21 protein-coding genes and 1 tRNA gene are annotated in these 24,080 nt (G+C 48.1%); 6 read left to right on the top strand and 16 right to left on the bottom strand.

Going from position 1 to position 24,080, the window contains the following annotated elements:
- Nucleotides 1-107: 107 nt before the first annotated feature.
- Nucleotides 108-503, bottom strand: a complete 396-nt coding sequence (locus NDI33_RS08460) for a DoxX family protein (RefSeq protein ID WP_190673624.1) — start codon at nucleotides 501-503, stop codon at nucleotides 108-110.
- Nucleotides 504-704: 201 nt separating this feature from the next.
- The gene (locus NDI33_RS08455; protein WP_190437462.1) at nucleotides 705-1,913 is read right to left on the bottom strand and encodes a NupC/NupG family nucleoside CNT transporter; all 1,209 of its coding nucleotides are present in this window, start codon (nucleotides 1,911-1,913) and stop codon (nucleotides 705-707) included.
- A 157-nt stretch (nucleotides 1,914-2,070) separates the two neighbouring features.
- Between NDI33_RS08455 and NDI33_RS08450 the strand changes: the two genes are divergently transcribed.
- Entirely contained in the window at nucleotides 2,071-2,901 is an 831-nt protein-coding gene (locus tag NDI33_RS08450) for an N-acetylmuramoyl-L-alanine amidase (RefSeq protein WP_190666606.1), read from the top strand.
- A gap of 144 nt (nucleotides 2,902-3,045) precedes the next feature.
- Nucleotides 3,046-3,690 carry a molybdenum cofactor guanylyltransferase gene (locus NDI33_RS08445; RefSeq protein ID WP_190673621.1) on the top strand — a complete coding sequence of 215 codons (645 nt, stop codon included), beginning with the start codon at nucleotides 3,046-3,048 and terminating at the stop codon, nucleotides 3,688-3,690.
- Nucleotides 3,691-3,762: 72 nt separating this feature from the next.
- Here NDI33_RS08445 and NDI33_RS08440 read toward each other — a convergent pair whose 3' ends face one another.
- From NDI33_RS08440 to NDI33_RS08395, 10 genes are all read right to left on the bottom strand, one after another.
- Nucleotides 3,763-4,410, bottom strand: a complete 648-nt coding sequence (locus NDI33_RS08440) for a hypothetical protein (protein WP_190534154.1) — start codon at nucleotides 4,408-4,410, stop codon at nucleotides 3,763-3,765.
- Between the two features lie 293 nt (nucleotides 4,411-4,703).
- Complete coding sequence (gene moeB, locus NDI33_RS08435; protein ID WP_190534159.1) at nucleotides 4,704-5,876, bottom strand: molybdopterin-synthase adenylyltransferase MoeB; 1,173 nt, start codon at nucleotides 5,874-5,876, stop codon at nucleotides 4,704-4,706.
- A 98-nt stretch (nucleotides 5,877-5,974) separates the two neighbouring features.
- On the bottom strand, nucleotides 5,975-6,460 hold the full coding sequence (locus NDI33_RS08430) for a Mov34/MPN/PAD-1 family protein (RefSeq protein ID WP_190673794.1): 486 nt from the start codon (nucleotides 6,458-6,460) through the stop codon (nucleotides 5,975-5,977).
- 375 nt (nucleotides 6,461-6,835) lie between these two features.
- Nucleotides 6,836-7,564 (bottom strand): ABC transporter ATP-binding protein, encoded by a 729-nt coding sequence (locus tag NDI33_RS08425; RefSeq protein WP_190414752.1) that lies wholly within the window; start codon nucleotides 7,562-7,564, stop codon nucleotides 6,836-6,838.
- A 90-nt stretch (nucleotides 7,565-7,654) separates the two neighbouring features.
- Nucleotides 7,655-7,879: a 4Fe-4S dicluster domain-containing protein gene (locus NDI33_RS08420; RefSeq protein WP_190414753.1), complete on the bottom strand. Its 225-nt coding sequence runs from the start codon at nucleotides 7,877-7,879 to the stop codon at nucleotides 7,655-7,657.
- A 178-nt stretch (nucleotides 7,880-8,057) separates the two neighbouring features.
- The gene (locus NDI33_RS08415; protein WP_190673617.1) at nucleotides 8,058-9,281 is read right to left on the bottom strand and encodes an ATP phosphoribosyltransferase regulatory subunit; all 1,224 of its coding nucleotides are present in this window, start codon (nucleotides 9,279-9,281) and stop codon (nucleotides 8,058-8,060) included.
- 140 nt (nucleotides 9,282-9,421) lie between these two features.
- Complete coding sequence (locus NDI33_RS08410; protein WP_190673613.1) at nucleotides 9,422-10,396, bottom strand: J domain-containing protein; 975 nt, start codon at nucleotides 10,394-10,396, stop codon at nucleotides 9,422-9,424.
- Between the two features lie 113 nt (nucleotides 10,397-10,509).
- Nucleotides 10,510-11,334 carry an inositol monophosphatase family protein gene (locus NDI33_RS08405; protein ID WP_190427486.1) on the bottom strand — a complete coding sequence of 275 codons (825 nt, stop codon included), beginning with the start codon at nucleotides 11,332-11,334 and terminating at the stop codon, nucleotides 10,510-10,512.
- A gap of 60 nt (nucleotides 11,335-11,394) precedes the next feature.
- The gene (locus NDI33_RS08400; RefSeq protein ID WP_242033038.1) at nucleotides 11,395-11,889 is read right to left on the bottom strand and encodes a thermonuclease family protein; all 495 of its coding nucleotides are present in this window, start codon (nucleotides 11,887-11,889) and stop codon (nucleotides 11,395-11,397) included.
- Nucleotides 11,890-11,941: 52 nt separating this feature from the next.
- Nucleotides 11,942-12,310 carry a 2Fe-2S iron-sulfur cluster-binding protein gene (locus NDI33_RS08395; protein WP_190414758.1) on the bottom strand — a complete coding sequence of 123 codons (369 nt, stop codon included), beginning with the start codon at nucleotides 12,308-12,310 and terminating at the stop codon, nucleotides 11,942-11,944.
- A 63-nt stretch (nucleotides 12,311-12,373) separates the two neighbouring features.
- Here NDI33_RS08395 and NDI33_RS08390 point away from each other — a divergent pair.
- Nucleotides 12,374-12,458 (top strand) — tRNA-Ser (locus NDI33_RS08390).
- Nucleotides 12,459-12,762: 304 nt separating this feature from the next.
- Here NDI33_RS08390 and NDI33_RS08385 read toward each other — a convergent pair.
- Nucleotides 12,763-14,520 carry an EamA family transporter gene (locus tag NDI33_RS08385; RefSeq protein ID WP_190673610.1) on the bottom strand — a complete coding sequence of 586 codons (1,758 nt, stop codon included), beginning with the start codon at nucleotides 14,518-14,520 and terminating at the stop codon, nucleotides 12,763-12,765.
- Between the two features lie 640 nt (nucleotides 14,521-15,160).
- Nucleotides 15,161-16,510 carry an inorganic phosphate transporter gene (locus tag NDI33_RS08380; protein WP_190673607.1) on the bottom strand — a complete coding sequence of 450 codons (1,350 nt, stop codon included), beginning with the start codon at nucleotides 16,508-16,510 and terminating at the stop codon, nucleotides 15,161-15,163.
- A gap of 284 nt (nucleotides 16,511-16,794) precedes the next feature.
- Here NDI33_RS08380 and NDI33_RS08375 point away from each other — a divergent pair, with 284 nt between their 5' ends.
- From NDI33_RS08375 to NDI33_RS08365, 3 genes are all read left to right on the top strand, one after another.
- Entirely contained in the window at nucleotides 16,795-18,192 is a 1,398-nt protein-coding gene (locus tag NDI33_RS08375) for a hypothetical protein (RefSeq protein WP_190673605.1), read from the top strand.
- 15 nt (nucleotides 18,193-18,207) lie between these two features.
- Entirely contained in the window at nucleotides 18,208-18,612 is a 405-nt protein-coding gene (locus NDI33_RS08370) for a hypothetical protein (protein WP_190673604.1), read from the top strand.
- A gap of 63 nt (nucleotides 18,613-18,675) precedes the next feature.
- Nucleotides 18,676-19,308, top strand: a complete 633-nt coding sequence (locus NDI33_RS08365) for a hypothetical protein (RefSeq protein ID WP_348245628.1) — start codon at nucleotides 18,676-18,678, stop codon at nucleotides 19,306-19,308.
- Nucleotides 19,309-19,455: 147 nt separating this feature from the next.
- Here NDI33_RS08365 and NDI33_RS08360 read toward each other — a convergent pair whose 3' ends face one another.
- Complete coding sequence (locus NDI33_RS08360) at nucleotides 19,456-20,013, bottom strand: chemotaxis protein CheW (RefSeq protein WP_190673597.1); 558 nt, start codon at nucleotides 20,011-20,013, stop codon at nucleotides 19,456-19,458.
- A gap of 111 nt (nucleotides 20,014-20,124) precedes the next feature.
- On the bottom strand, nucleotides 20,125-23,958 hold the full coding sequence (locus NDI33_RS08355; RefSeq protein WP_190673594.1) for a response regulator: 3,834 nt from the start codon (nucleotides 23,956-23,958) through the stop codon (nucleotides 20,125-20,127).
- Nucleotides 23,959-24,080: the final 122 nt, after the last annotated feature.

Genomic DNA, 24,080 nt, shown 5'->3' with positions numbered 1-24,080 from the left:
GTGTTTTTAGTAATGACCAATCACAACAACATACCCGCGATCACATCTTTGATCAACTAAGCTCGTTCGTTAATCAGATCGCATCTTTCATCAAACCAGCTAGCGAGTTAATCAGAACGCCTAGATGCCATCTGTTCGTCTAAACTCACTGGTCCAGACCCAATATAGTACACCATCAGTAATCCACCGATAATTGCTAAATTTTTCATGAACGCAATCACCTGCATTCGGTCGTCAAAATCGGTGTGAAAAATTAGCGTAGCTGGAATCATAAAGATAATTAGCGCGATCGCTCCCCAACGCGCTTTGTAACCGAGCAATACTGATAATCCGCCAGCCAGTTCAAGAATAATTGCCGCAACTAGCAACAGTGCTGTCAGGGGTAAACCCTTGCTAGCCATAAACTGTTGCGTGCCACTAAAGCCCGTAATCTTATCAAAGCCGGATTTCAAAAAAATGGCGGCTAAGAAAGCTCGTGCTATGAGGGGGATGTATTTTTCCATATTGACCTGCGATCGCTTCGCTTTTAACTTACAACAACATCCGGGCGGGAAGCAAAGTAACGGGATAAGCGATCGCCTTCACCACCGCCGATGATATCCTTTGCTGCGACTACCCGAACCTCTAGCTATAGCGAATTAACATAACAATAGTGCTTCTAGAGAATTAGTGTTTCTGGAGAATTCTTCAACTGAATGCCTTGCTCACAATAATATTCCCGCGATCGCAGCGGTCATAAAACCCGCGAACAAACCGCCAATCATCGCCCTGACACCCATTCTCGCTAAATCTTTCTGACGATTCGGTGCCATCCCGCCAATTCCACCAATTGTGATTCCAATCGAGCCAATATTGGCAAAGTTGCACAAAGCGTAGGTTGAGATAATTACCGCCCGTTCGGATATCGCCTTCTGCTCAATCAGCGTCTTCAGATCCAGATAGGCGATAAAATCATTCAAAATTGTCTTTTTTCCTAACAACACCCCCACCTGAGCGCAGTCAGCCCAAGGCACTCCGAGCAGCCACGCAACGGGAGCCATTACAAAAGACAACATCCACTCCAACGACAGCAAAGGCACGCCAAGAAGCCCCCCCAACCATCCCAGGAGCGCATTGACGAAAGCCAGTAACCCCAAAAAGGCAATAATCATCGCCGCGACATTCACTGCCAGTTTTGTCCCGTCAATTGCTCCCCCAGCTGCTGCGTCAATCGCATTCACAAAGGTACTCTCCACCTCTATCCCTGCCTTGCCAACCGTCTTGGGGACTTCCGTTTCTGGATAAAGCAATTTTGAGGCAACCAGCGAAGTCGGGGCAGTCATGAAGAAAGCGGCAATCAGATGTGCCGGTGGAATCCCAAAGGAGAGATATGCCCCTAATACGCCACCCGCAATTGTCCCAAAGCCCGCGGTCATTACTGCATGAAGTTCTGATTGCGTCATCGTCGCCACATAAGGCTTCACCAGTAACGGTGACTCAGTTGGCCCTAAAAAGACGTTCCCCGCACACGATAAAGACTCAGCCCCTGATGTTCCCATCGTCTTCATCATGACCCACGCCATCCCATTCACCACTCGCTGCACAATGCCGTAGTGGTATAGCACCGTGATGAAGGAAGAAAAAAAGATAATCGTCGGCAGCACTTTAAAAGCAAAAAAGTGTTCGACAAAGTTATCTCCAAAGACAAATTTGGCACCCACATCAGAGAATTCTAAAAAGCGGCTAACGACATCGCCGAGAAACTTAAATACAGCTAAACCGCCGGGAGTTTTCAGAATCAGCAGTGCAAAAATAAACTCTAACCCAAGCCCCCAAAATACCGGACGCCAACGCACAGCACGCCGGTTCACTGAGAAGGCATAAGATAATCCCACAAAAACAGCCAACCCCAGTGCTGAAATCAACCGCTCCATCGACTCTCTCAGGGCTAAGTTACAATACGGCGTATCATAGCCTGGATGTGTGGGCAAGAAAGTATCAGCTGAGCCTGCGGATTCTATCTTTGTGGGGATGGATCGGAATGAATTACGACAACATTCAAGGCGATTAAAATTTTGGAGAGATCGTAAAATGGTACGAATTTTTCTTTCCGCTGGACATGGTGCTGGCGATCCGGGCGCACAATCTGGAGGCACTACAGAAGACAGAGAAATGCGGCTTACCCGCGATGCTGCGGTTAAGGAAATGCGATCGCGCGGTTTAGAGGTTTCCTCGGTTCCCGATTCCCTGAGTTTGAAGGAAACGATTACTTGGATCAACGCCTACTCCCGCCGTGGCGACGTCGCTTTAGAAATTCACGCCGATTCCGTCGGGAACACCAATATCCGGGGTGCCAGCGCCTTCTATACTGATGGCAACGAGCAACGCGAAACCGATGCCCAGTTGCTGCTGCAATCCTTACTCAAGGCAGTTCCCAGTTTGCCGTCTCGTGGCGTTAAATCGGATATTGCCACGGGTGTTGGTAGTTTAGGTTTCTGCCGTCAAGTGGATATTCCCTCTGTGCTGATGGAGTTGGGGTTTATTACCAATCCAAGCGATCGCTCTTTATTTCAAACGAAGCGTCCAGACTTCGCCCGTGGATTGGCGGACGGTCTAGAAGCATGGAGTCGGAAGGAAGCTCAGAGGCAGGGCTTAACGCCTCCCCCTCCTCCTAGCTACCCCGTTATTAGTGTCAAAATCAACGCCCAGCTATATCAAAATCAAGGAATTTTGGTGAATGGGAATGCTTGTATTCCGGTTGTTTTCCTAAAGTCTTTAGGAATCGATCCGAGTAAAGTCGCAGACTTCCGCACCACTACCCACCGGAATCTCGAATATATCAAAGCGGTAGATTTGCAGCCATTTAAAGTATCCGTTAAATGGGACAATCCAACCCGCACAGTCGTTTTAACAACCTATTAATTTGCTTTCAATTTATTGGGTCATGGGTAATTTATAATCGGTTAAATTTTTGAGTTTTGAATAAATCACTCATGACTCACCGCTTATGCGCGATCGCTCTAAAATTACCGATTCCCGATTCCCCGATTGTTTAATGAATATTCAATGAACCCATCCTCGGCTGTATCGCTGACAGCAATTGTTTTGGCAGGTGGAAAAAGTTCTCGTATGGGGCGGGATAAAGCCTTGATTTCTGTTAACGGCGTTCCCCTGATTCGGCGGGTTTGTGAAATTGCCCAAGCGTGTGCTTCAAAAGTGTATGTAGTAACGCCGTGGATCGAACGATACCAAGATATTGTACCCAGCACCTGTCAATTAATTCAAGAAGTCGGGACAGGAGAACCCCGCCCTTTTTCTACAGAGGAGAAACCCCACGGGCCACTGATTGGCTTTGCCCAAGGACTCGCGCCAGTGCAAACAGAATGGGTGCTGTTACTTGCTTGCGACTTGCCCAATTTGAAAGAGGAAGTTTTGCAGAATTGGGTACAGCATTTACCAGAGGTACCAGAAGATTGTATTGCCTTCCTCCCCCGACATCCCAAAGGCTGGGAACCGTTATGCGGTTTTTATCGCCGTCGCTGTTTGCCTAGCTTGACTGAATTCATTAATAAAGGGGGCAGATCCTTTCAGCAATGGTTGTCTCAACATCCCGTACAAGAACTGCCCCTAACTGAGCGATCGCTCTTATTTAATTGCAACACACCAGCTGACTTGGGAGAGGTAATGGGTAATAAGAGTTTTGAATTTTGAGTTGTAGAGACGCAATAAACTTTTTACCTTTTACTCATTACCTACTACCGATTACCCATTACCGATTACCATTTAAGGATTAACCGGCGCAGCCGGAACAACTGGTTCTGCTTCCAAATTGGGCAATGGTGACAACTGAGGAAGAGGTGCCTGTGGCGGCGTAAAGTCAGGCGTCGGCTTTGCGGGTGGCGGTGGCGCAAAGGTGGGGGATAAGTTGCGGGGCAAATTATCTGCGGAAATGCAGGTATCCAGCGCCTTAGTGGCAGAAATCTCTAACTGACGATTCAAGCCAACAACGCATTCAGCAAAGCGGACGGGTAGGAGGCTACGACGACAGGATTCGAGTACCTCAAGCAACGGCGGGTTTTTGGTATCTTGGGAAATATTAATCACGCACCTGCCTAACTCGATGGGACGTCGCACTCGGAGACAGGCAGCCAGAGCATCTTGTGAGGCAATCTGAGTTTCTCGGTTAATATTAAACACGCAAGCAGATAAATCTGTGGGTTTAAGGGCATCCGAACAGCTAGAGGCAGAGAGTTCTGTAGAGATACCAACCGCCCTTAATTCGGCAGCGCAGTATTGAAAGGGGCTGAAATGGGTGGCGGTGGCAGGAACGGTCTCAACAGCGATCGCCAAAAATCCTGCGGTAAGGGCTAGCCCAGTCGTGGATAATCGTCGGGAACGAGACAAGGCACGTTCGCTACTTTTGTTTTGCATGATAGTTCTACATAAGTAGGTCACAAGCTATCCTACTTGGACATTGGTAGCAGTTTGCACCTTTGCACTCAGTCTAATATTATCGGCTGCAACTAAAAATGCGCCTAGGGAAGCGAACCGACAGGTCGGCGCTAGGCTATCGCACTCCAAAAGCGAATAACAATCGAACCCCACATCTGCACCCAAGAAGTTAGCAAGTTAAAATCTAGAATCAAATCTAGAAAAATAGAGACGTTCTCACAGAACGCCTCTATTAAAGGTTACTAAATTCAAAGCTGTAACCTTAAACCTTTTTAGTATTCAGGCACCGAAGGGTCAATTTCTCGACTCCAAGCGGTAATTCCGCCTTTGACGTTGGTGCCTTCTATTCCAGCTTGTTTCAAAATACCCAGCGCCTTCGCCGAACGTCCACCCATCTTACAGTGGGCAATCAAGCGATGACCGTTGAGCAATTCTTTCACTTGGGCGACACCCGCACCGTTTTCAATATCGGGTAACGGCACCAAAACGGAACCCGGAATTTTAGCAATTTCGTACTCGTTAGGATTGCGAACATCAAGCAGGACAAAATCATTTGCACCGCTATCGAGCAAGTCCTTCAATTCCCGAACTGTCATTTCTGACATTTCCATCTGCTGTTTTGCCTCTTCTGCTTTTGCTTGTGGAATACCGCAGAATTCTTCGTAATCAATTAACTTGTCAATGACTGGTCTTTCCGGGTTCGGACGCAGTTTCAGTTCCCGGAACTTCATTTGCAAGGCGTCATACAGCAACAACCGCCCACTCAGGGTATTCCCCTGACCTAAGATGATTTTGATGGCTTCAGTTGCCTGGATGGTGCCAATCACGCCGCACAGAACGCCGAGAACGCCTCCTTCAGCACAAGAAGGAACTAATCCGGGTGGTGGCGGTTCCGGATAGAGGTCGCGGTAATTGGGACCCCCTTCGTAGTTAAATACCGTTGCTTGACCTTCAAAAAAGAGGATAGAGGCGTAGACGTTGGGCTTGTTTAACAGCACGCAAGCATCATTAACGAGATAACGTGTGGGGAAGTTATCGGTGCCATCTACGACAACATCGTAGGGTTCAAGAATTTGCAGGGCGTTCTCTGAACTCAGGCGGGTTTCGTACAAATCAACTTGGCAATCAGGATTAATTTCTAAAATCCGGTTTTTTGCCGATTCAATTTTGGGTTTCCCTACCCAAGAGGTGCCGTGAATGACTTGCCGTTGTAAGTTGGAACTATCAACGACATCAAAATCGACAATGCCGATGCGTCCGATACCAGCAGCTGCGAGATACAGCAGCAGGGGCGAACCCAGTCCACCTGTACCAACACACAGGACACTGGCGGCTTTGAGGCGTTTTTGTCCTTCCAGTCCAACTTTGGGCAGGATTAGGTGGCGAGAGTAGCGTTCGTATTCTTCTTTGGAAAGCTGGATTTCATCCAGATTGGGATTGAGCATGGCCTTTTAGTGAGGGCAGACAGAGTTAACAGCCTATCAAAAATACAATAGTCTTTGTATCCTTAGGTCTTAATCGTTTTTAAAATTAAGTTATTAATCTACGTTGTTTCAACAATTATCATTTCTTCAGGCTGGAACTGGTGGGCGTCGTCGAGACTCCAGTTGCGGAGATCGCCAGCTTTACCTTGTTGAACAGAGACAATAATATACGAGTACACTGACCACGCACACGCTCGATCGAATTCAGAAGGAATTGCTGGATGGTCGGGATGGGAGTGGTAAATTCCAATGATATCAAGTTGGCGATCGCGTCCCAACTTTTGTACTTTTAGCATATCTTCGGGAGCGATCGCGTATCTGTCTCGCTTATCTGAACCCAGTTTGGCGGAACCTTCAATTTCTTGAAATGCTTCTACTGCTTCTGCATTCCAGCGATTCTCGGTTGGCATGACTTCCACTACGGTTTTGCCATCTTCCGCCAGTTTACCCAGCAGCAAACCGCAGCACTCTTCGGGATAGGTGCTTTCGGCATGGGTGCGGATGGCTTGCAAATGCTGAGGGTGGAGTTTTAATACTGCCAAGATGCCAAATCATCCTGCGCGAGACGTGGAACTATTGTATGCCACAGATGTCTCTCGTTTTGATTGCCTGACTATCTGCTTTTCTTTCACAACAGCCTTGCTTCTATAGAAATTTTGAAGAAAATCTTCTCTCTTCTCGCTGCTGCCTTGTCTATCAATTCGTTGAGATTGAAACGACAAATTTTATCGGGAATTCAATCAAAAATATTTTTAATTTCCGGAGGGTTGCTGTAAAATTCCAGAAGTTAATTGTATTGTTCTAAATTTCAGCAATATATATGGGCGCATAGATTCCAATTATAAAAAATATAGTACCAAAGCGAACAATATTTGTATAGTGCCAATTTCTTTAATCTTTAGCAGCGATCGCTCAATGCGTCAGTGAGCTTTACCTGCGCCCAGATACAGTTCTCCTACCTTCGGATCGTTCAAGAGTTCGGAGCCGGGACCTGTGAAGCGATCGCGTCCTGTATCCAGCACATAACCCCGGTGTGCCATGCCTAAAGCTTTCCGGGCATTTTGTTCCACCAGGACAATTGCTTTGCCCGTTTGATTAATCGCTTGAATCTGCTCAAAAACGTTATTGACCAATAAGGGAGACAGCGCCGCAGAAGGTTCATCCAGCAGCAACAGAGTAGGTTCCAACATCAAAGCTTTTCCCATCGCCAGCATCTGCCGTTCTCCCCCTGACAGAGTTCCAGCCCGCTGATGCCGCCGTTGAGCCAGAACGGGAAAAGTGGTAAAGATATGATCCTTAAGTGGTTTCAAAGGGACGTTGCGAATAAACGCGCCCATCTCCAGATTCTCTTCCACCGTCAGCGATGGGAACACATTCGAGATTTGCGGCACGTAGCACATTCCCCGCCGAACAATTTGATCCGACTTTAAGCCAGCAATATTTTCGCCTTTGAAAGTAATTTTGCCTTTATGAGGGTTTAAAAGTCCAAAGATAGTCTTTGCTAATGTTGATTTTCCGGCACCATTAGGGCCAATTACGGCAACTAATTCACCTGGATATATCTTGAAATTCACCCCTTGAAGGATATCCAAATCTTTGACATATCCCGCCCAAACATCTTCAACTTCTAATAAAGGTTCATTAGTCATTCGTTCTTATTTATTATTTAATATTTATTTTTTATGGTTCATGATGTATTGCAATTCCTGCATCAACCATGAACCATGAATAATCAACAATTAGGGTGTTTTTTGCAAATCGGGGCGTTCTTCGGGGACAATTGCGCCTTCCACGGGGCAGACTTGTAGGCAGATGCCGCAGTCAATGCAAGTGGAAAAATCAATCCAGTACCAGTCAGTCCCCTTCGTGTTTTTGCCAGGTCCTTCGTGAATACAGGCAACAGGGCAGGCATCGACACAATCAGCGACGCCTTCGCAGGTATTAGTAACAATCGTATGCGGCACAGTGTTCTCTCTCTTGGGATTGGCAGACGGCTGCTTCTATAGCCTACCAAAGTCTTTTGAAAGCTGATAGCTGAAACGAGACTTTTTAAATGCAAAAGTATGCAAATAAAGGTGAAATTTTGCAAGAAAAATCGCCTCCCCTTTGCGTACCTCTGCGCGTACCTTTGCGTTAAAAAATCTAACTCAGCGTCTCAATTTTAGTAGCACCCTCAGCTTCCACCCAGGCAATGCGACGGATGTGACGGCTACGGGCATATTCTCGCACATCTTCAGGCGATCGCTCCCCTAAATCCATTTCCACTCGTACCAGATGAATAGAATCTCTCAGGGTTTGGGCGTAGGCGAACGCTGCCAGATAGGCTTGGGGAGATGAAGGAACGACTAACCAATCACTCGCGGGCGTTTCGCGGGGCATCCCAGCCTTCGAGAGCAAGACTTGATATAAGTCTTCAATATTCAGCGCAAAGCCAATACTGGGGTAAGTTTGCCCCTGGGGATGATAGAGTCCCAGCAGTTGGTCATAGCGTCCACCCTGGGCTAAAACCCGTGCTTGAGTGTCTGTATCGCTAACGACTTCAAACACAATGCCGGTGTAATAGTTAAAGGTTTGGATCAAGCTGAGATCCAGAGTTACGGGGAAGCTTTGCTGATGGGAACAGCCTTCATTGAGAAGATCGATCAGGGATTTCAGAGTATTGACTGTTTGCCGCTCAGATTCTGCTAAATCTAGGCTGGAAACTTGTTGCAGCACATCAGCAGGATGTCCCCGCAGCTCAAATAGAAATAAAGCTCGTTCTCGCAATTCGGGGGAAAGGGGCAGAGTTTCCAGTGCGATTCGATCGAGATGCGCGATCGCCCGTCGCACTTTTTCTTGCAGATGAACTGGAAACGGAGAAAAAAGCGATCGCGTTAACCCCGCTTCTCCCAAAATTACCTGCCACTGGCTTAACCCCAGACACTTCAGACAGTCTCCCAGCAATAACAGCACCTCTGCATCTGCCAAGACACCTCCCGCACCCAACAGCTCTACCCCTGCCTGGTAAAATTCCTGCTGACGTCCGTAATTACTGCCCTGCGAACGGCGGAATACATTTGCGTTGTAGTAGAGGCGTTGCGGATAAGTAACACCAGCCATCCGCGTCACAGATGCACGGGCGATCGAAGCCGTCAGTTCTGGGCGCAGTCCCAGCGTCCCCTCCTCAGCATCCTGGATTTGAATCACTGTGGAGCGCTGGATTGCTCCGCCTGCCATCAAAGTATCCAACCGCTCTAGAGTGGAGGTGATAATCCGGTGATAGCCCCAGCGGTGATACACCTGCTGCAACCGATCTTCAATCCAGCTTTTTTGAGCGACATCGAGAGGCAGCAAATCCCTCGCGCCTGCCGGGGGTTGATAAACCATTCAGTCGTTGTTTTTTGTTAGTTGACAAGCGATTTTCAAGCGAAGTATTCACGATTAGCGAGTTGACGGTTTGACTCTAGCTCTCACCGAGAACTTCCAAACATCTAATAGCCGAGTTGCTAATGGAAGAAATCGCTTTCTTATTTCTTCTTACCAAACATACCAAATAAACCGCCTCCAGACTTATCCTCCGGCTTGCCCTGCCCTGGCTTGCCCTGCCCTGGCTTAGGCGGCGTCGTTGTCTTGCCACCCGCAACTTTTTGTGCCAGCTTGTCTAGTGCCTGTTTGCCCTCTATCCCAATCGGATCTTGAGGGTTTAATTTCAAAGCTTGGGTGATATGTACCTTCGCCATTGTCACCTTAGGGGGAGTTTGCTTTAAATAAACCATCCCTAATAAGCTATGGCAACGGCTATTGTTCGGCTCCATTTTCAGGGCTTCCCGCAACTCTATCTCCGCCTTCGCAAACTGGTTCTTCGTTATCAACTCATCAGCACGACGGAAATAGGGTTCCGCCACTGATGATGGTGTTGGTGTTGGTGGCGGTGGGGGCGGCGCTGGGGGCGGCGATGCATTTCCGCCAGCAGCCCCCGTGGCAGGACGTTTATCTGACATCATCGGGGTTGCTACCCCAGAACCCCCCTTCCGCCTCAGATAAACCATATTCAGTTCGCTGATTTGAGCCGTCACTTCTAGGACTTGGCTCAAAGATTCATATTGCGTTTGTGCTAGCTTTTGCAGTGCCGTTTTGTAGGAATGCTCTAAATCGCCCCCCGCCTGAGCTAACTGTTTCGCGGTTTCACCTTGGGGTTGAGCGTTCGCCCCTTCCCCAGCCAAGCGCTTACCCATACGCCCGACCATAACCACGTATTCTGCCCGCGTGCGATCCTGAGACAGTTGCTCGTAGGCAGGATTTACCAATTTTGACAACATCTGGCTGGCACGCTGTTTTTCTGCTTCGTTTTCAGCCTTGCAACTATCCGGATGCAATCTCCGGGCAATTTTGAGATACCGTTTGCGGATGTCATTGACGCCTGCATCTACTGGCACCCCTAAAATTGCGTGGTGGTCTGTGAAATCAAACTTGAACAGTCCACGGTCGATCCGAAATGACATAGCCCGCTGTCCCACCGTCAGAGCCGAATATTCTTTCTAATATACTTCCCTTGCGAAACCTATGTGTGACCTTGCTTACAGAGAAGCCTGATTTTTAGCACTTTGCCATCTACTTATTGCCATCTACTTAGAGGTGTAATTTGCAAAAGTTCTTGACTGAGCTGTGGGTGTAGATAACCATTTGTCGCCAAAATCCGACCGGAATGAATCGCTAAAGGACTCCCATCGTAGGCGCTGACTTTGCCCCCGGCTTCCTCCACGATTACCACTCCGGCTGCCAGATCCCAAGGCTGTAAACCCCTTTCCCAGTAACCATCCAGGCGTCCGCAGGCAACATACACGAGATCGATGGATGCGGAACCGCTGCGCCTGACACCCTGAGTGAGATGGGTAAGGTGACAAAATTCAGCGTAGTTATTGTCTGCGGTTTCGCGTCGATCGTAAGCAAAGCCGGTGACAAGCAAGCTTTTGCTCAACTCGGCTGTTTTGGAAACTCGGATGCTCCTCCGGTTGCAAGTGGCTCCTAAGCCTTTGGCAGCGCGATACAACTCCTGATGAAATGGATCGTAAACGACACCGACTTGGGGAACTCCGTCAATCAGTAACCCGATTGAGGCGGAGAAAAAGGGATACTGATGAGCATAATTTGTGGTGCCATCTAGGGGATCGATTGCCCAGAGGTATTCGCTGTTAGTATCTCCCAGTTGCCCGGATTCTTCTGCCAGGATTTGATGGTGGGGAAAATGGCGATTGATGACTGAAAGAATGGTGGCTTCGGCGGCTTTATCTGCTTCGGTTACGAGATCGCCTGGACGTCCTTTTTCTTCAACGGCTTCTAATTTGCCCCAGTAGCTTTGCAAGACGGCACCAGCAGCTAGCGCCGCCTCGGTGGCAATATCTAGAAAAATTTGCAGTTGGTCAGGGGTATGGTGTGTCATATTTGTGGCTAATAGCTAATGGCATTGAACAATGAATAATTAGCCATTCGCAATGAGCCGTTAGCGATTTTGACGCCGAAACTCTGCTGGAGTCCAGCGCATGGGTTTTTCTGGGTTCCAAATGCCCTTGCCCATAATTCGAGCATATTCTTGAGCGGTGGTGAGCCGTTGGTCATATTTGTTGTTGAGCGATCGCGGTACAAACACATACCCTTCTACCACCATCTGCTCGTTCAGCAATACCCCATCTTTCCACACATAAGCTAACCGGCGCTCAAACTGGTCTTTGCTCGATCCATCCGACTCTAACAAAACGGATTGTCCGCCAATCAACTGCTTGAGCCGCTCTTGAGCCGCCGATCCCCAAGGCTGCTGTTTCATGTCGGGTGCCTCGATTCCCAGCAGCCGCACTCGCTCTACCAAAGCGGATTGCTTGCTGGTATCCAGCACTTCCAGGGTTTGTCCGGTGACAACCCGCTCCACCTTCACGGTGACGCCTGTCGGAACTTCTTTCGCTTGGCAACCGACCAAGAAAAACCAAAAGCCAAAAGCCAAAAGGCAAAAGAGAAAATTCTTTTGCCTTTTTGTTTTTCGCGATCGCCTTTGGTTATTCTTCATCCAGCGGTAAACCGAAACGGACTTTGCCCTTGCCAAAATAGCGACCGAACTGGAGTTCGTAAACTTCATCCTCATCCTGAGTTTCTACTTCCAAGTCGGAGCGAGGATAACTTACGCATAGTAGAGCATAGCCTTTGTCGCGCAGTTGCGGAGAAAGCCCCATTGCTTCTGGCTGATGGATTTCCCCTGAGAGGACGCGCACGGCACAGGTGGTACAAGCGCCATTGCGACAGGAAAAAGGCAACTCGACGCTCTGATGCTCGACGCTAGATAGGATATAGCGATCTTCTGGCACCTGAAGGTCATGGTGAGTGCCGGTTTGGCGATTGCGTATCCGAATGGTGTGGTAATTCGTCATAGTTTTAGTGTATTATTAAAAATCGCAGCTTTGAGTTGCACATTTCAAAATAAATAAACCTCTGGAGAGGTGGCCGAGTGGTTGAAGGCGCAGCACTGGAAATGCTGTTTAGGGCAACTTAACGTGGGTTCGAATCCCACCCTCTCCGTTGAAAATCAAAACTCAGCATTGCTGAGAGGCTTATCGCCCTAGAAGTATCCTCTGGGGCGATATTTATTTTTGGGGAGCGCTTCAGTATCAGCGCGTGAATCCCCAGCAGAAAAAGCGATTGGTATTTGATTTTGCAGCAGGAGTGTTGACGTTGGTGGGGTAAGAGCGATCGGATTCAAATTTGACTAGAGAGAAAGACGCGATCGCGCGTTTTGAATAAATTAGAAGTGCCTAATAAAAAACAATAAAAAAAGGGTGAGCATTACCCACCCTAAGACGAATCAATTAACCAACAGCATCGTTTATTTTGCGGGTTGCGCCTTGTTTTGAACCAGCAGCCGCTCAAAACTTAGGGCAAACACTCCCAGCGTCACCAGTACGATGCCGAAAATTGATATCGGCTGTAAAGCATTCTGAGCGCTCGGAATAATCAAAAATGCCAAAACTGCCGTTAATACAGGCCCACTAGAGGCGATGATTGAGGCTCGTGCGGCACCCAAGAAGCGAACGCCAAAGTTATTTAACAAATAGCCTGCTAGAGTTAATATCCCCAAGACAACGCCGCCGATAATCAAACCCAGGCGCTTATCCGGGATAACCTGAACAGCCAAATTTTCTGGTAATGGCAACATCAGACTGATGCTAGCCAGGACAAAGATTGTTGTAAACTGAACCAAGCTGACGGGGACGGGGTGAAGCTTTTGAAAGCCAAGCTGCATAAAAATCAGGTAGAAGGCAAAGGCGATTCCTGAGGCGGCGGCGGTGCCAACTCCCACCCCAGAAATGCTTGCCACCCCACTATTAACTGCCGGGAAGATTTTAGGCCAAGCTGCGAGGATAACACCCAAGGAAATCGTGCACATCACTCCAACGCGCAGGAAGGTGGGGCGATCGCCAAAAAACAGCCACGCCAGCGGGACTGTAATAATTGGATACATAAACAGAATTGTCACTGCAACCCCTGGGCCAATTTGGGGGATGGCGATATAAATCAGGACTTGCGACAAAAACAGGAAGAAGCCACTCCCGACTACCGTTAAAAGTCCGCGCCGGTCTGGATCTAATAAAAACTTCTTAATATCCCTCCACACGTTGGGATAGAGAACGATGGCAAGTAAAGCCATTAAAGGCAGCACCACCATCATGCGGAACCACAAAATTAACAGCGAGTTGCCCAAACCTAGCTTGATGAATCCTCCCAAGGAAAACAAGTTAAAAATTTGACTTTCTCTGCCAATGATTTGGACAACCACGTTATGAACCGACAGCGCCACGGTAGAAATTAAAATCAACAATAACCCTAACTGACCTTGGGAGCTTGGTTTAGGTTGGCGTGGCGGTGGTAGCGGGGCAGCCGGAACCGAGAACGGAATCGCATTCGCTTCTGGAGGCTGTTTGCGATCGCTATAAGCTTGCCCTCCCACCTCTGACTCTGATGGTACTAATGGCAGCGCATCGCTTTCTGCTTGCAGTTGTTCGTGCAGGCGATTGACGAGAGTTTCTAAAATTGCTTCTCCTTGTTGCTCCAAGCCGTGCATCCGTGACAGCTGCTGGGAGAACGAACTTTGATAGCTGCTGATGTCTTGTTGCAGTGTTTTAAAAGTCGTTCTTAGGGTTGTATCCAAGGAAGAGAGGATTCGGTAAGCACTGTCGTTGTAGTCATTTGCCGAGGGTGGCAAATTGGCGCTGCTAGTGCCAATTTGCGGATGATAGGAGCTGCCTGGTTGCAGGGACAGCCGTTGCATCAGCAGATCTTGCAGGTGTTCTGCGATCGCTTGGGTGAGTTGCCCGACTAAATATTGCTGCTGATCCTGATCGATTTGTTCTTGAGGCAGAGAGCTTTGGGACGAGGGTAATTGCTGACGCTGAGCTTGTAGATGATTGATCTCATCGACCAACCGGGATTTCTCAGCCTGGAGCCGCTCAACGTCTTGATTCAACTGGACGATGAGATTTTGCTTCAGGTTCTCAAGTTCCTGCGTCATCGCCCTCAAAAGAGCCTCTGTTGCCGTAGCATTTCCGGTGTTGTTATTTTCCGGTAGATTGTCCAGTTGCCCCATTAGCGTATAACCTCGGTACGATTGGCTATAACGAAGTGTAGTTTTAACTTAGTCTACTTAAGTCTTGTTAGTATTTCTGATATTTTGGCAGATACACTTTCTGATGGATGTGATTTTGCTCAACTAGGTGTTGTTTCTCTGATGAAGGAAAGTGTTTGATGTTTTGTCATCAATCCTGACAGATTACTCCAAAATTCTGGTGATTTTTAAGAGATTTTTCTGGTGAATTTAATTTTGTTCTAGACTGTTGAATCTTGCAGTGACTGCAAGAAAAACTACTTAGACACTATCCTCCCTCGACATATTGAAGAACAAAGAGGGAGTTTCTTCTTCCCGCGAGCGAGAGACTTTTGGAGGGTTCAGACAACTTTTGCAAGAAGTCTAATATTTTGATCCCTAAAGCCCCAATAAAAGGGGGAAGAAAGTTCGCGCCACGTTTAGAAGCAGAGGTTTGAGCTTTGTAATACGCGGATGAAACAGCGCCGTGTCTCCCTGCCTGAAAGCCAATTGATCGCTGGCATTTAGGATCGAGTTTTTGGACGCGGACGCATTTTCCCCAACAGGGTAGCAGCCGCCGCCTAGAAACTCCTTCCAGAAAGAGTGTATCCCAATCGGGCAACCGGAGAGGGGATGTAAAGTTTTAAATTGAATCCATCAAGTGGAAAATTCCGAATTGTCCCCCTATCTGACGGATAACTAGAAAGATAATTGCCCCCAAACCCGCACTAATGGGAAGGGTAATTAGCCAAGCGAGTCCAATCGATTGCAGCGTTTGGAAGCGGATGGATTTCCAGTCTTTGACTGCACCAATGCCAACCACAGCACCGACAAGGGCGTGGGAGGTGGAGACGGGCAAGCCGAGCCGGGAAGCAAGCAAGATGGTCGTAGCGGTTGCGAGTTCGGCGCAGAAGCCACCGCTCGGCTGGAGGGCAATAATGCCTTCTCCAATTGTCGCAATGACTTTTTTGCCCCAGACGGCAAGACCGGCAACGATACCGGCACCGCCCAATACTAGAATCCAGAGGGGAATGCTAAAGCCAGTGATAGGAACGGAACCTGTGCGATTGATATAAACGATCGCCGCTAAGGGAGCGATCGCGTTGCCAACATCATTGGAACCGTGGGCAAAGGCGACGAAGCAGGCACTTAATAGCTGAAACCGTGCTAGCTGGCGCTCAATGGGATTGAGAATTTTAGATTGGGAGTTTGGGATTTCGCGGTTGTCCGTCTCATTGGCTCCCGCGATAACCCTTGTGTCTACAAGCTGCTCTGCTTCCTCGCGGGCTAATTGTCGCCAGATGAACCGGGTAAGGCCAACTGATGCGATCGCGCCAATCAAGAGAGGGATATCGTGGGCAGGAAGGTTGATGCCGAAACGATTTGTCAGCCAGGTATCGATGGGTTGACTCACAGAGGGTAGAACAATCACCCCAAAGACGCCCAGCAACGTCACGCTCAACCAGGGGATCCATTCGCGCAGTTGAAAAAGTGGGTTGGGTTGATCGAGAATCCAACGCTTGACAACGCTGTAGAATAACGCGGCAATCGTGCCACTGATGACCGGCGTTATCACCCAGGCGAAGCTGATTAGACCAATTAATGACCAATCAATGGCACCGACACCCGCTGCCACCCAGCTAAAACCAGCGATCGCGCCGACTACCGCATGAGATGATGCGACTGGCAAGCCCAGACTGGTGGCAATTTGCAGCCAGACGCCACAGGCTATCAATACCGAAACCATGCCAATCAGTAGCATCTGAGGTACGGCAGCGAACAGTTCTGGATTGACAACCCCGGTTGCCAGCGTCTCCGATACGGAACGACCAAACAGCACGGCACCTGTAAATTCCAACACTCCGGCAATCACCAATGCCTGCCGTAGGGTGACAGCCTTCGATCCCACCGACGTTCCCATCGAGTTAGCAACGTCGTTTGCGCCCAGATTCCAGGCAACGTAGAAAGCTAGCAGGGCAACAAAAACAATCATGCCGTAAATATAGATATCGACACAGCTAGTTTATCCGGTGAGGGATAGGGGAGCGAACTGAGAACTCAGCGTGCGGCTAACGCCTCGCTTCTCTAACGCGATCGCGCTGAAGGGAGAGGAAGCGGCGATCGGGATTTGAAGCGATGATTTTTACTCAAATCGAGGCAAAATTTGCGCGATTATCACTGCGGATACACGCGCCCAACTCTGTATAAGTATCTATTCAACGATTTGGGAAGACCGACTTCTCAATTGGAGCGGTGTGAGTTTAGTAGGGCTAATTTATGCGTTTTCCTCATGTTGCTGTTTGTACTTTAGCTGCTTTTGTGGCTGGAGGGATGACAGCCCAAGCAAGTGAAAGTCCGAGTTCCGAAGGTTCTCCCCAGGCAGCCGTGACCGATGAGGGGAGTGTTGCCACCCCGATGGTCACTCCCAGGAGTATGGCAGCGATCGCTGCCCCAGAAATCCAACCAGAACCACGATTGGCATCCAGGCAGGAATTTGCGCGATCGCCTTCTCAGAATGCCCCAGGATTCGCTGCAAGGCAACTTCCGGCATTGACGGCTGCTCCCCAAACTGATTTGCAAGAAATCCCTGAAACTGCGGCGCTTCCCTCAAATAACCTCCTCTCCCAGTTATCAAGAGCTTCTGACATTAACCAGTCTGCATCTGAGGAATCCGGGAGGAAAGCTTCTGACTTAGCTTCCTTCCGAAACGGGGAAACTGTTAACGAAGCGGCTGTAAATGAACGAACGATACCCAGTGGAGGTGTATTTACATCCAAGGCTGAGGCACTCCGTCCAGATGAGGCGATCGCTAACTCGTCAACGGTACAAACCAGCCAGTCAATGGCAACGGAACCGAAAGCCAGAAATACCTGTGCCTCGCAAAGAATCAAGAACGTTAAATCCTTAGATAATGCAACTTATCAAGTTGCTCAAGAAGTAAGCACACCGGCTACAGAACGCTGTCCGGGTCCGGAACCTGTTGCGCCGCTAGCGTTGCCAGCACCCATCGAGGAATTTGAAGCTTCGCCCGCCCTGAGCATTTATATCCCAGTTGGCTATGGTGCCGATAGAAACACCGCCTTTATCAGCGGCACCTATCAACCCAACGTGCGAGAAGATAGTGGTTCTGTGGGGGCTGCGGGAATCGGCATCGGCTTAGGCAATGCTGATAAAGCCGTCGGGGTAGAACTATCCTACGCTTTAGCGACAAATGACAGCTTCGGCGAAGGTGGTTTTAATGGCAAGCTGCATCGTCGATTTGGGGGAGATGTATCAGCAGCATTAGGCTGGAATGGTTTTTTAAATATTGGTCACAACGACTTTGAACAATCCAAATATGGAGTTGTTACCAAAGTATTCCGAACGCGAGAATCTCTCAATGATGCTTTCAGCCGCGTTGCTTTTACGGTTGGTGTCGGCGATGGACAGTTCCGTTCCAACGGTGCGGTTGATGCGGGTGAAAACAATATCAACGTGTTTGGAAATTTGGCAGTTCGCGTTGTTCGACCTGTTAGTTTGATTGCGGAATGGACAGGACAGGACTTAGCATTGGGTCTTTCCATCGCTCCCTTCAAAAACTTTCCTTTTGTGATTACTCCAGCCTTGCGCGACGTTGCGGGTGCGGGTGATGGCTCTCGATTTGTATTAGGTGTTGGGACAGCATTGAAGTTTTAAGGAGGAGTACCCCAAATGCACACCATAAAATCTCTGGGTTGGGTTTTTGGCTTATCAATTGTGGCGCTGGGTATGGCTGCGCCTGCGAGAGCCGACCGTAGTTATTCTGATATCACGGGAACGAATATCTGGAACAATACGGCACCCGTTTTTGATACTGATGACAAGTTAGATCCGGAACTAACGGCAAATATTACCCGGCTTAACCAAGAGTCAGAAACAGCCTTTCAAGCCTGCGGGGCTGCTCTGACGGAACAAACTCCTACTACGCGCCGGTTTACTCGACAGCCTCAAACACCCCCCCCGGTTCCCCAAGCGTGTCAGCGTCTAGAGGAGTTAAGGACAGAAGTCGAAAACTTGAGAACGACTTTGCAGCAAAAAGACCTTTCCAGAGCCAACTCCGGTTTGCGGACTTGGTAGCGGTTCGGTTGTCAGTTGCAGAGTCATTCTAGTGTGAGCAGGAGCAAGAATACGATGAGGCAGATGAAGCGTAAAAACGGTAGAACCGCCGGGTTCAAGTGGCTGCTGGGAGCGATCGCGGCTGGGTTTATGGGTGTGGCAACGCCCGTTCACGCTGAAGATTTGTTTGGAAATGAAGCTGTCCAGTTCCCGGTAGATACAACGATTGAATTTGAATTCAAAGAGTCCCACGGAGCTTATCGATCAACGCTTGGCGTTGTCAATTTAGATACTGGTGAAGAGACCGTGCTGTTTCAGGAAGTCAAACCCTATGACGACTTCGGAAGCGAACAGCCCCAGCCTTCTTCGCCCGGTCAAAATAATATTGGCACGGCAATCGATTTTCTGGGGACAGTTGATGGGGGAGCTGTAGAAAATCGACTCAGCGAATATACTTTTAAAGCGAATACCCGGTATGCTTTCTACCTGGAATCTGTTAGCCCTACGGGTCAAACTCGCCGCAGTGTCAGATCCACCACTAACTTGGCAGCTGCGTTTAATGGCAGTTTAGATGGTGGCACGAACGAAGAGATTACTGGCGTTCGCATCGCTTGGGATGATACAGGGCTACCCCAACCAGGAAAAGATGAGGATTTCGATGACTTCGTGATTGAGGCGGGAGGTTTTCCACCCGTTCCCTGTCCACCAATCCGCTAATCGCAATTTCATTATTTTGATCCCCCAGCACCCCTCTGTTTTAGGGTACTGGGGGATTTTGTTTTGAGTCGATATCAATTAATGAGATCGATCGCGCTTCAGGAGATGAGGATGCGATCGCTAACTCCTACCTATTCCAACCGAGTATTATTGATGCTGCCGTGTCTCCTCGTCCGTAGCAGGTGGCAGAGCGAAATTGCCCCCAGAAAGTTTTGTTGTTGTATCAATATCTAACAGAAATAAGGTTAGAGAAGTTTCTGGTTGAGAAATGACAGCAACGTGACTGGCTATCCCCAGAGTGTTAGCGTGACGAAAGGATTCGGGTAAGACTCGAATCGTGGATAAGGGTACATCTATCAAAGCGGGAACGGTTTCAACGGGGATACCATACAATTCACTTTCGGTATTTTGAAGAACGATCAGATAGGCTCCCTGAAGGGTTTCGTGGGTTGAGTTGGATGAAAATAACCGCTGCTGTAGATTCAAAACAGTCACTTCGCGATCGCCTACATGAGCAATACCGACTCCATTCAGTCCGCTGCCAAAAATTTGGGTAGAATTCAGCACTTTGTAGATAGACTCAATCCGCAAACCCAAGTTTAAGCTACCAATGCTAAACACAAGCACTTTAATAGCGGGTACAGACGCGGAAACATCTAACCGATCGAAATCCGGGGGGGTTGAGTTGATTAAAGTGCTATTCATGCCTTTTTTTCAGGGAAAAGTAGGATTTATCGCTCCCGATTCACCCAGAGGGGTGGGGTGGGTTTCTGGACTGTAATAGATATTTTTAAAAACATTGGGATGCTCCCATTATTATGAGCTACGAACGGCAGCTCCTAAAGATCCACTTTTTTCAAAAAGGGCTTTGAGGGCTGCTAAGAATTCTTGCTCTAAGTAAGGTTTGCTAAAGTAAGCACTGGCTCCCAAGTGAGTTGCTAATTGTCGATGTTTTTCACTACTGCGGGAAGTCAGCATTGCTACAGGTATTTTCGATAGTTGCGGATCTTGACGACGATGGTTAAGAAATTCAAAGCCATTTAGATTCGGCATTTCTACATCGCAAACTACCATTTGAATGTTGGAATTTTGCTGTAACTGTTCGATGGCTTCCCGTCCATCTCTTGCTTGTAAGACGCGGTATCCTGCTTTTTGGAGTGTTAAAGCTAAAGTTTGTCTGAGGGTAATCGAGTCATCTACGATTAATATCAAAGGCGATTTAGCTGTGTTTGCGGATACTTTAGTTTTGTCAATTGATGCAGTTTGGATGGGGGAAGCAGTTGGCAGATCGGTGAAAGTAGTCGTAGCGATCGCATTCTTACTTTGCCCAACCATCTGGGTGAGAAGCGTTGCCCCATCAATTACCGGAATCAGGCTCCCATCTCCTAAAATCGTGCAACCGTAAATATAACTTGGAGGCGCGATCGCTGCACCAAAGGGTTTGATCACCAATTCTTGCTCTGTGACCAAGCGATCGATTTCTAAGGCAAGAATTTGGTTATCTCGGCGGATTAGCAGCATCGGTGGTGCCCAAGCTTCGGGAGTGGGAACGGCGACTAAAGCTTGGCTGGGAATTGATTCAGGCAACGGACAACTATAGTCCAGTAATTCTGATAAGTGATAGACAGGAACGATTCGCTTGCGCCAGTGCAAGAATCTCTGTTTTCCAGAGTGCTTCATCTGGTCAGTTTTCGGAATGACGATCTCTTCAATGCTGTCAGCTGGGAAGGCGTAAGCAGTGGAACCAACCAAGCAGACGAGTAATTTAGCAATCGTCAGCGTCAGGGGGATGCGTAACGTAAAGGTGGTACCTTTTCCAGGAGTGGTCGTGACCGTGATGGTACCTTTGAGCGATCGCAGTTGCGATCGCGCCACATCTAATCCCACACCTCGACCCGATAGTTCGCTGACTTGAGCCGCAGTGGAAAATCCTGGCTCAAATAGTAAATCTAAAAGTCGAGTGGTTGAAGTTGTAGCCACTTGTTCTGGTGAAAGCAACCCCAACTCTAGTGCTTTCAAACGGATGCGTTCTAGGTTGACTCCTTGACCGTCATCCCGTACTTCAATAATCGTGTGACTCCCCTGATGATAAGCCTGAATTTCAATCTGACCCCGCTCCGGTTTCCCTTGCTGACGGCGTACTTCTGGTGGCTCAATCCCGTGATCGAAGGCATTGCGGAGCAAGTGCAGTAAAGGATCGTTGAGTTTTTCTAAAGCGGCTTTATCAACTAAAACTCCCGTCCCGCTTAATTTCAGCTCGACTGGCTTTTTGTATTTTGTGGAAAGGTCGCGCAAAACTCTAGGAAAGCGGCTCAACACTTCGCGCAGGGGAAGCATCCGCGCCCACATCAAATCATCCCGCAAGTGGGCGATCATTTGACGTTGACTTTCTAAAGTTTGGCTTGACTGTCCAGCTAAGTGTGCCACATCCCCGACGATTTCTTCGAGTTGCACCATCTCTTCGAGGCTCTCTTGCACCATTGAGTGCAATGCTCCATAGCTGTCCATCTCTAGGGAGTCAAACGAAGAAGTTAGGGGTGTAGAGGTGCTAGAAGACAGGGGATTATGCTCTATATTTTCCTCGGTTTCAGACGCAGGAAATCGCGTTTTTACATCCGGCTTTTCTGCTTTTCGAGGTATGAAAGTTTGCTGGTCTGACGCAATAGAATGGCGTTCTGGAGCCACTATCATCTGGTCTGATAAATCGCGCAGATGATTAGCGATTTCCTGAAATTTAGTAAACCGCCGCAGCAGTTCTTGCACCGTTGCTTGCAGTTGTTCGTTTTGGAGGAAAAGACCGTTTCGGTTAATGGCAAGTTCACCCACCAAGTTATTCATTCGTTCCAGTCGATCTAGATCAACTCGAACAGAAAGTTGGGGAGTAGAATTGGTAGGGACAATGGCTTCTTTCTTCTTGTCTTTGGCAGCAGGCAATTTAGCGGGTTTAGAATTTTTAGACGCTGCTTTGTCGATTTCAGCCTGAATTAGCTGAGGCGAATTTTCTGTGTTGGCTAGATTGACCGGAAGCTCGGTTACGGAAAGCAAACTGTCAAATAATTGCTCGATTTCCTGAACAACTGCTTGAATATTCGTTGAGGATTTTGTTGCAATTAATTCTGAGTGTAGTTCTGGAGCTGGGGGAGAAATAGTAACTAGGTTAGTTTCTTCAACAGCTAGCTCTAATTCAGGAATTTCCTCAATCAGCGCCATCGGCTCAGCTACTTCAAAAGAGGATGAGTTTTCAATTTCAATCCCTGGTAAATTTGAGGCAAAACTACCAAAAACTTCATCTAGAGAAGGAGGGGAAGCGAGGATTTCTTCTTGAGCGATTAACTCAAATTCTTGATTTAGATTAGCTGCTGGTAGCGCCGGAAGTTTCAGCCCGTCGAAAGATAAATTATTATAAAAATCTGTAATTTCTGCTGTTAATTTTGAATCCTTAAAAATTTTATCTGAAGTTTGTTTCTGTTTTCGCTCGTCTAAGTTTGGTTTGAGACTTTCCTCATCTGTAGTTAAGGTTAGATGCTCAGGTTCATCAACTTTGAGAAGAGGGAGTTGATTTTGAGTTGATAGGCTGGAATCTGAGAAATCAAGAATTTCGTCGAAAGCAGCGATAGAAGTTAGCGTTTCCCCTGGAATGCCTAACTCGGTTTCGGAAATTTCTTCAGATGTGAATAGTGCCGAAACGTCTAGGAAATCTTCATTGATTTCAGAAGGGAGGACAGAGCTACCAAAAATATCTTCAATAGAAGAAAAGGAAAAGGAGAGCGCTGATTCCTCTTCATCTTCAGTCAGTGTCAGTAGCTCTAATTCGGAAGCCAGTTGGACGCCTGTAACCGTTGATCCAGGGGAAGTTTGAACTGGAGAAGTAGCAGCAAGTTTTGTTAAAGCGGTAGAGGGAGAACCGCCAAGCGAGCGATCGCCTGCGAGTACGCCTTCTCTAGCTGCTAGAAAATCAGCTAATGCCAGTTTAGCAATCTGCAAGGCTTGTTCGGGATGAGCATCGAGCGCCGCCAAAGTAGTTTGCGCGATCGCTCCAAATCCTGGCAAACTTAATAATTCTGCGATGCCGGTAAATACATCAGCGAGTGCCCGCAATTCTCCGGCTACTTGATTGCTTTCAGGATGGGCTAAAACATGAGTGAGGCGCTCTAGTTCTTGCGCCACGTCCACTTCAAATATCGATAAGGTGATATCAATTCCCAATTCCACCGCATTGGGTAAAACTTCCTCTCCGGTGAGGAAATCTCCTAATTGTGCCTCAATTTTGGCAAACACGGGTTCGGCGATCGCGATCGCCTGTTCTGCGTTGAAATGACCCGCCAGAATCTGCTCCGTTAAAGGGAGGCGGAGACAATCATAGGCTTGCAGCAATAAGCTTTCTAGTTCGGCATCAATCTCTAACTCTTTGTTGTGGAGCGCCTTAAAGATATCTTCAAGGCGATGAGCTATCGTTTTGATTGTTTCGAGTCCCACGCAAGCAGATCCCCCTTTAATCGAGTGAGCCGCACGCATGAGACTGTGAATTTTAGCAGTAGTCCGCTCTGTCTTGAGCGTCAGCAGTTCCGATTCGATGACCTGCAACAGCTCTGGAGCTTCTTGAATGAAGAACTGATAGGCTTGGTCGCGGATATCAGAGTCGAGCGCCATAATACTGAATTGGTAATTGGTAATTAGTAATTGGTAATTGGGGAAGAGGCGTATGGGAATTGGGAATTGATAATTGATAATTGGGGAAAAGGGGTTTAGTAATTAATAATTGGCTGGATTCT

It is taken from the genome of Trichocoleus sp. DQ-A1 (assembly GCF_039961955.1).
GTDB lineage: Bacteria > Cyanobacteriota > Cyanobacteriia > Cyanobacteriales > FACHB-T130 > FACHB-T130.
This window is presented reverse-complemented; position numbering and strand designations above follow the sequence as displayed.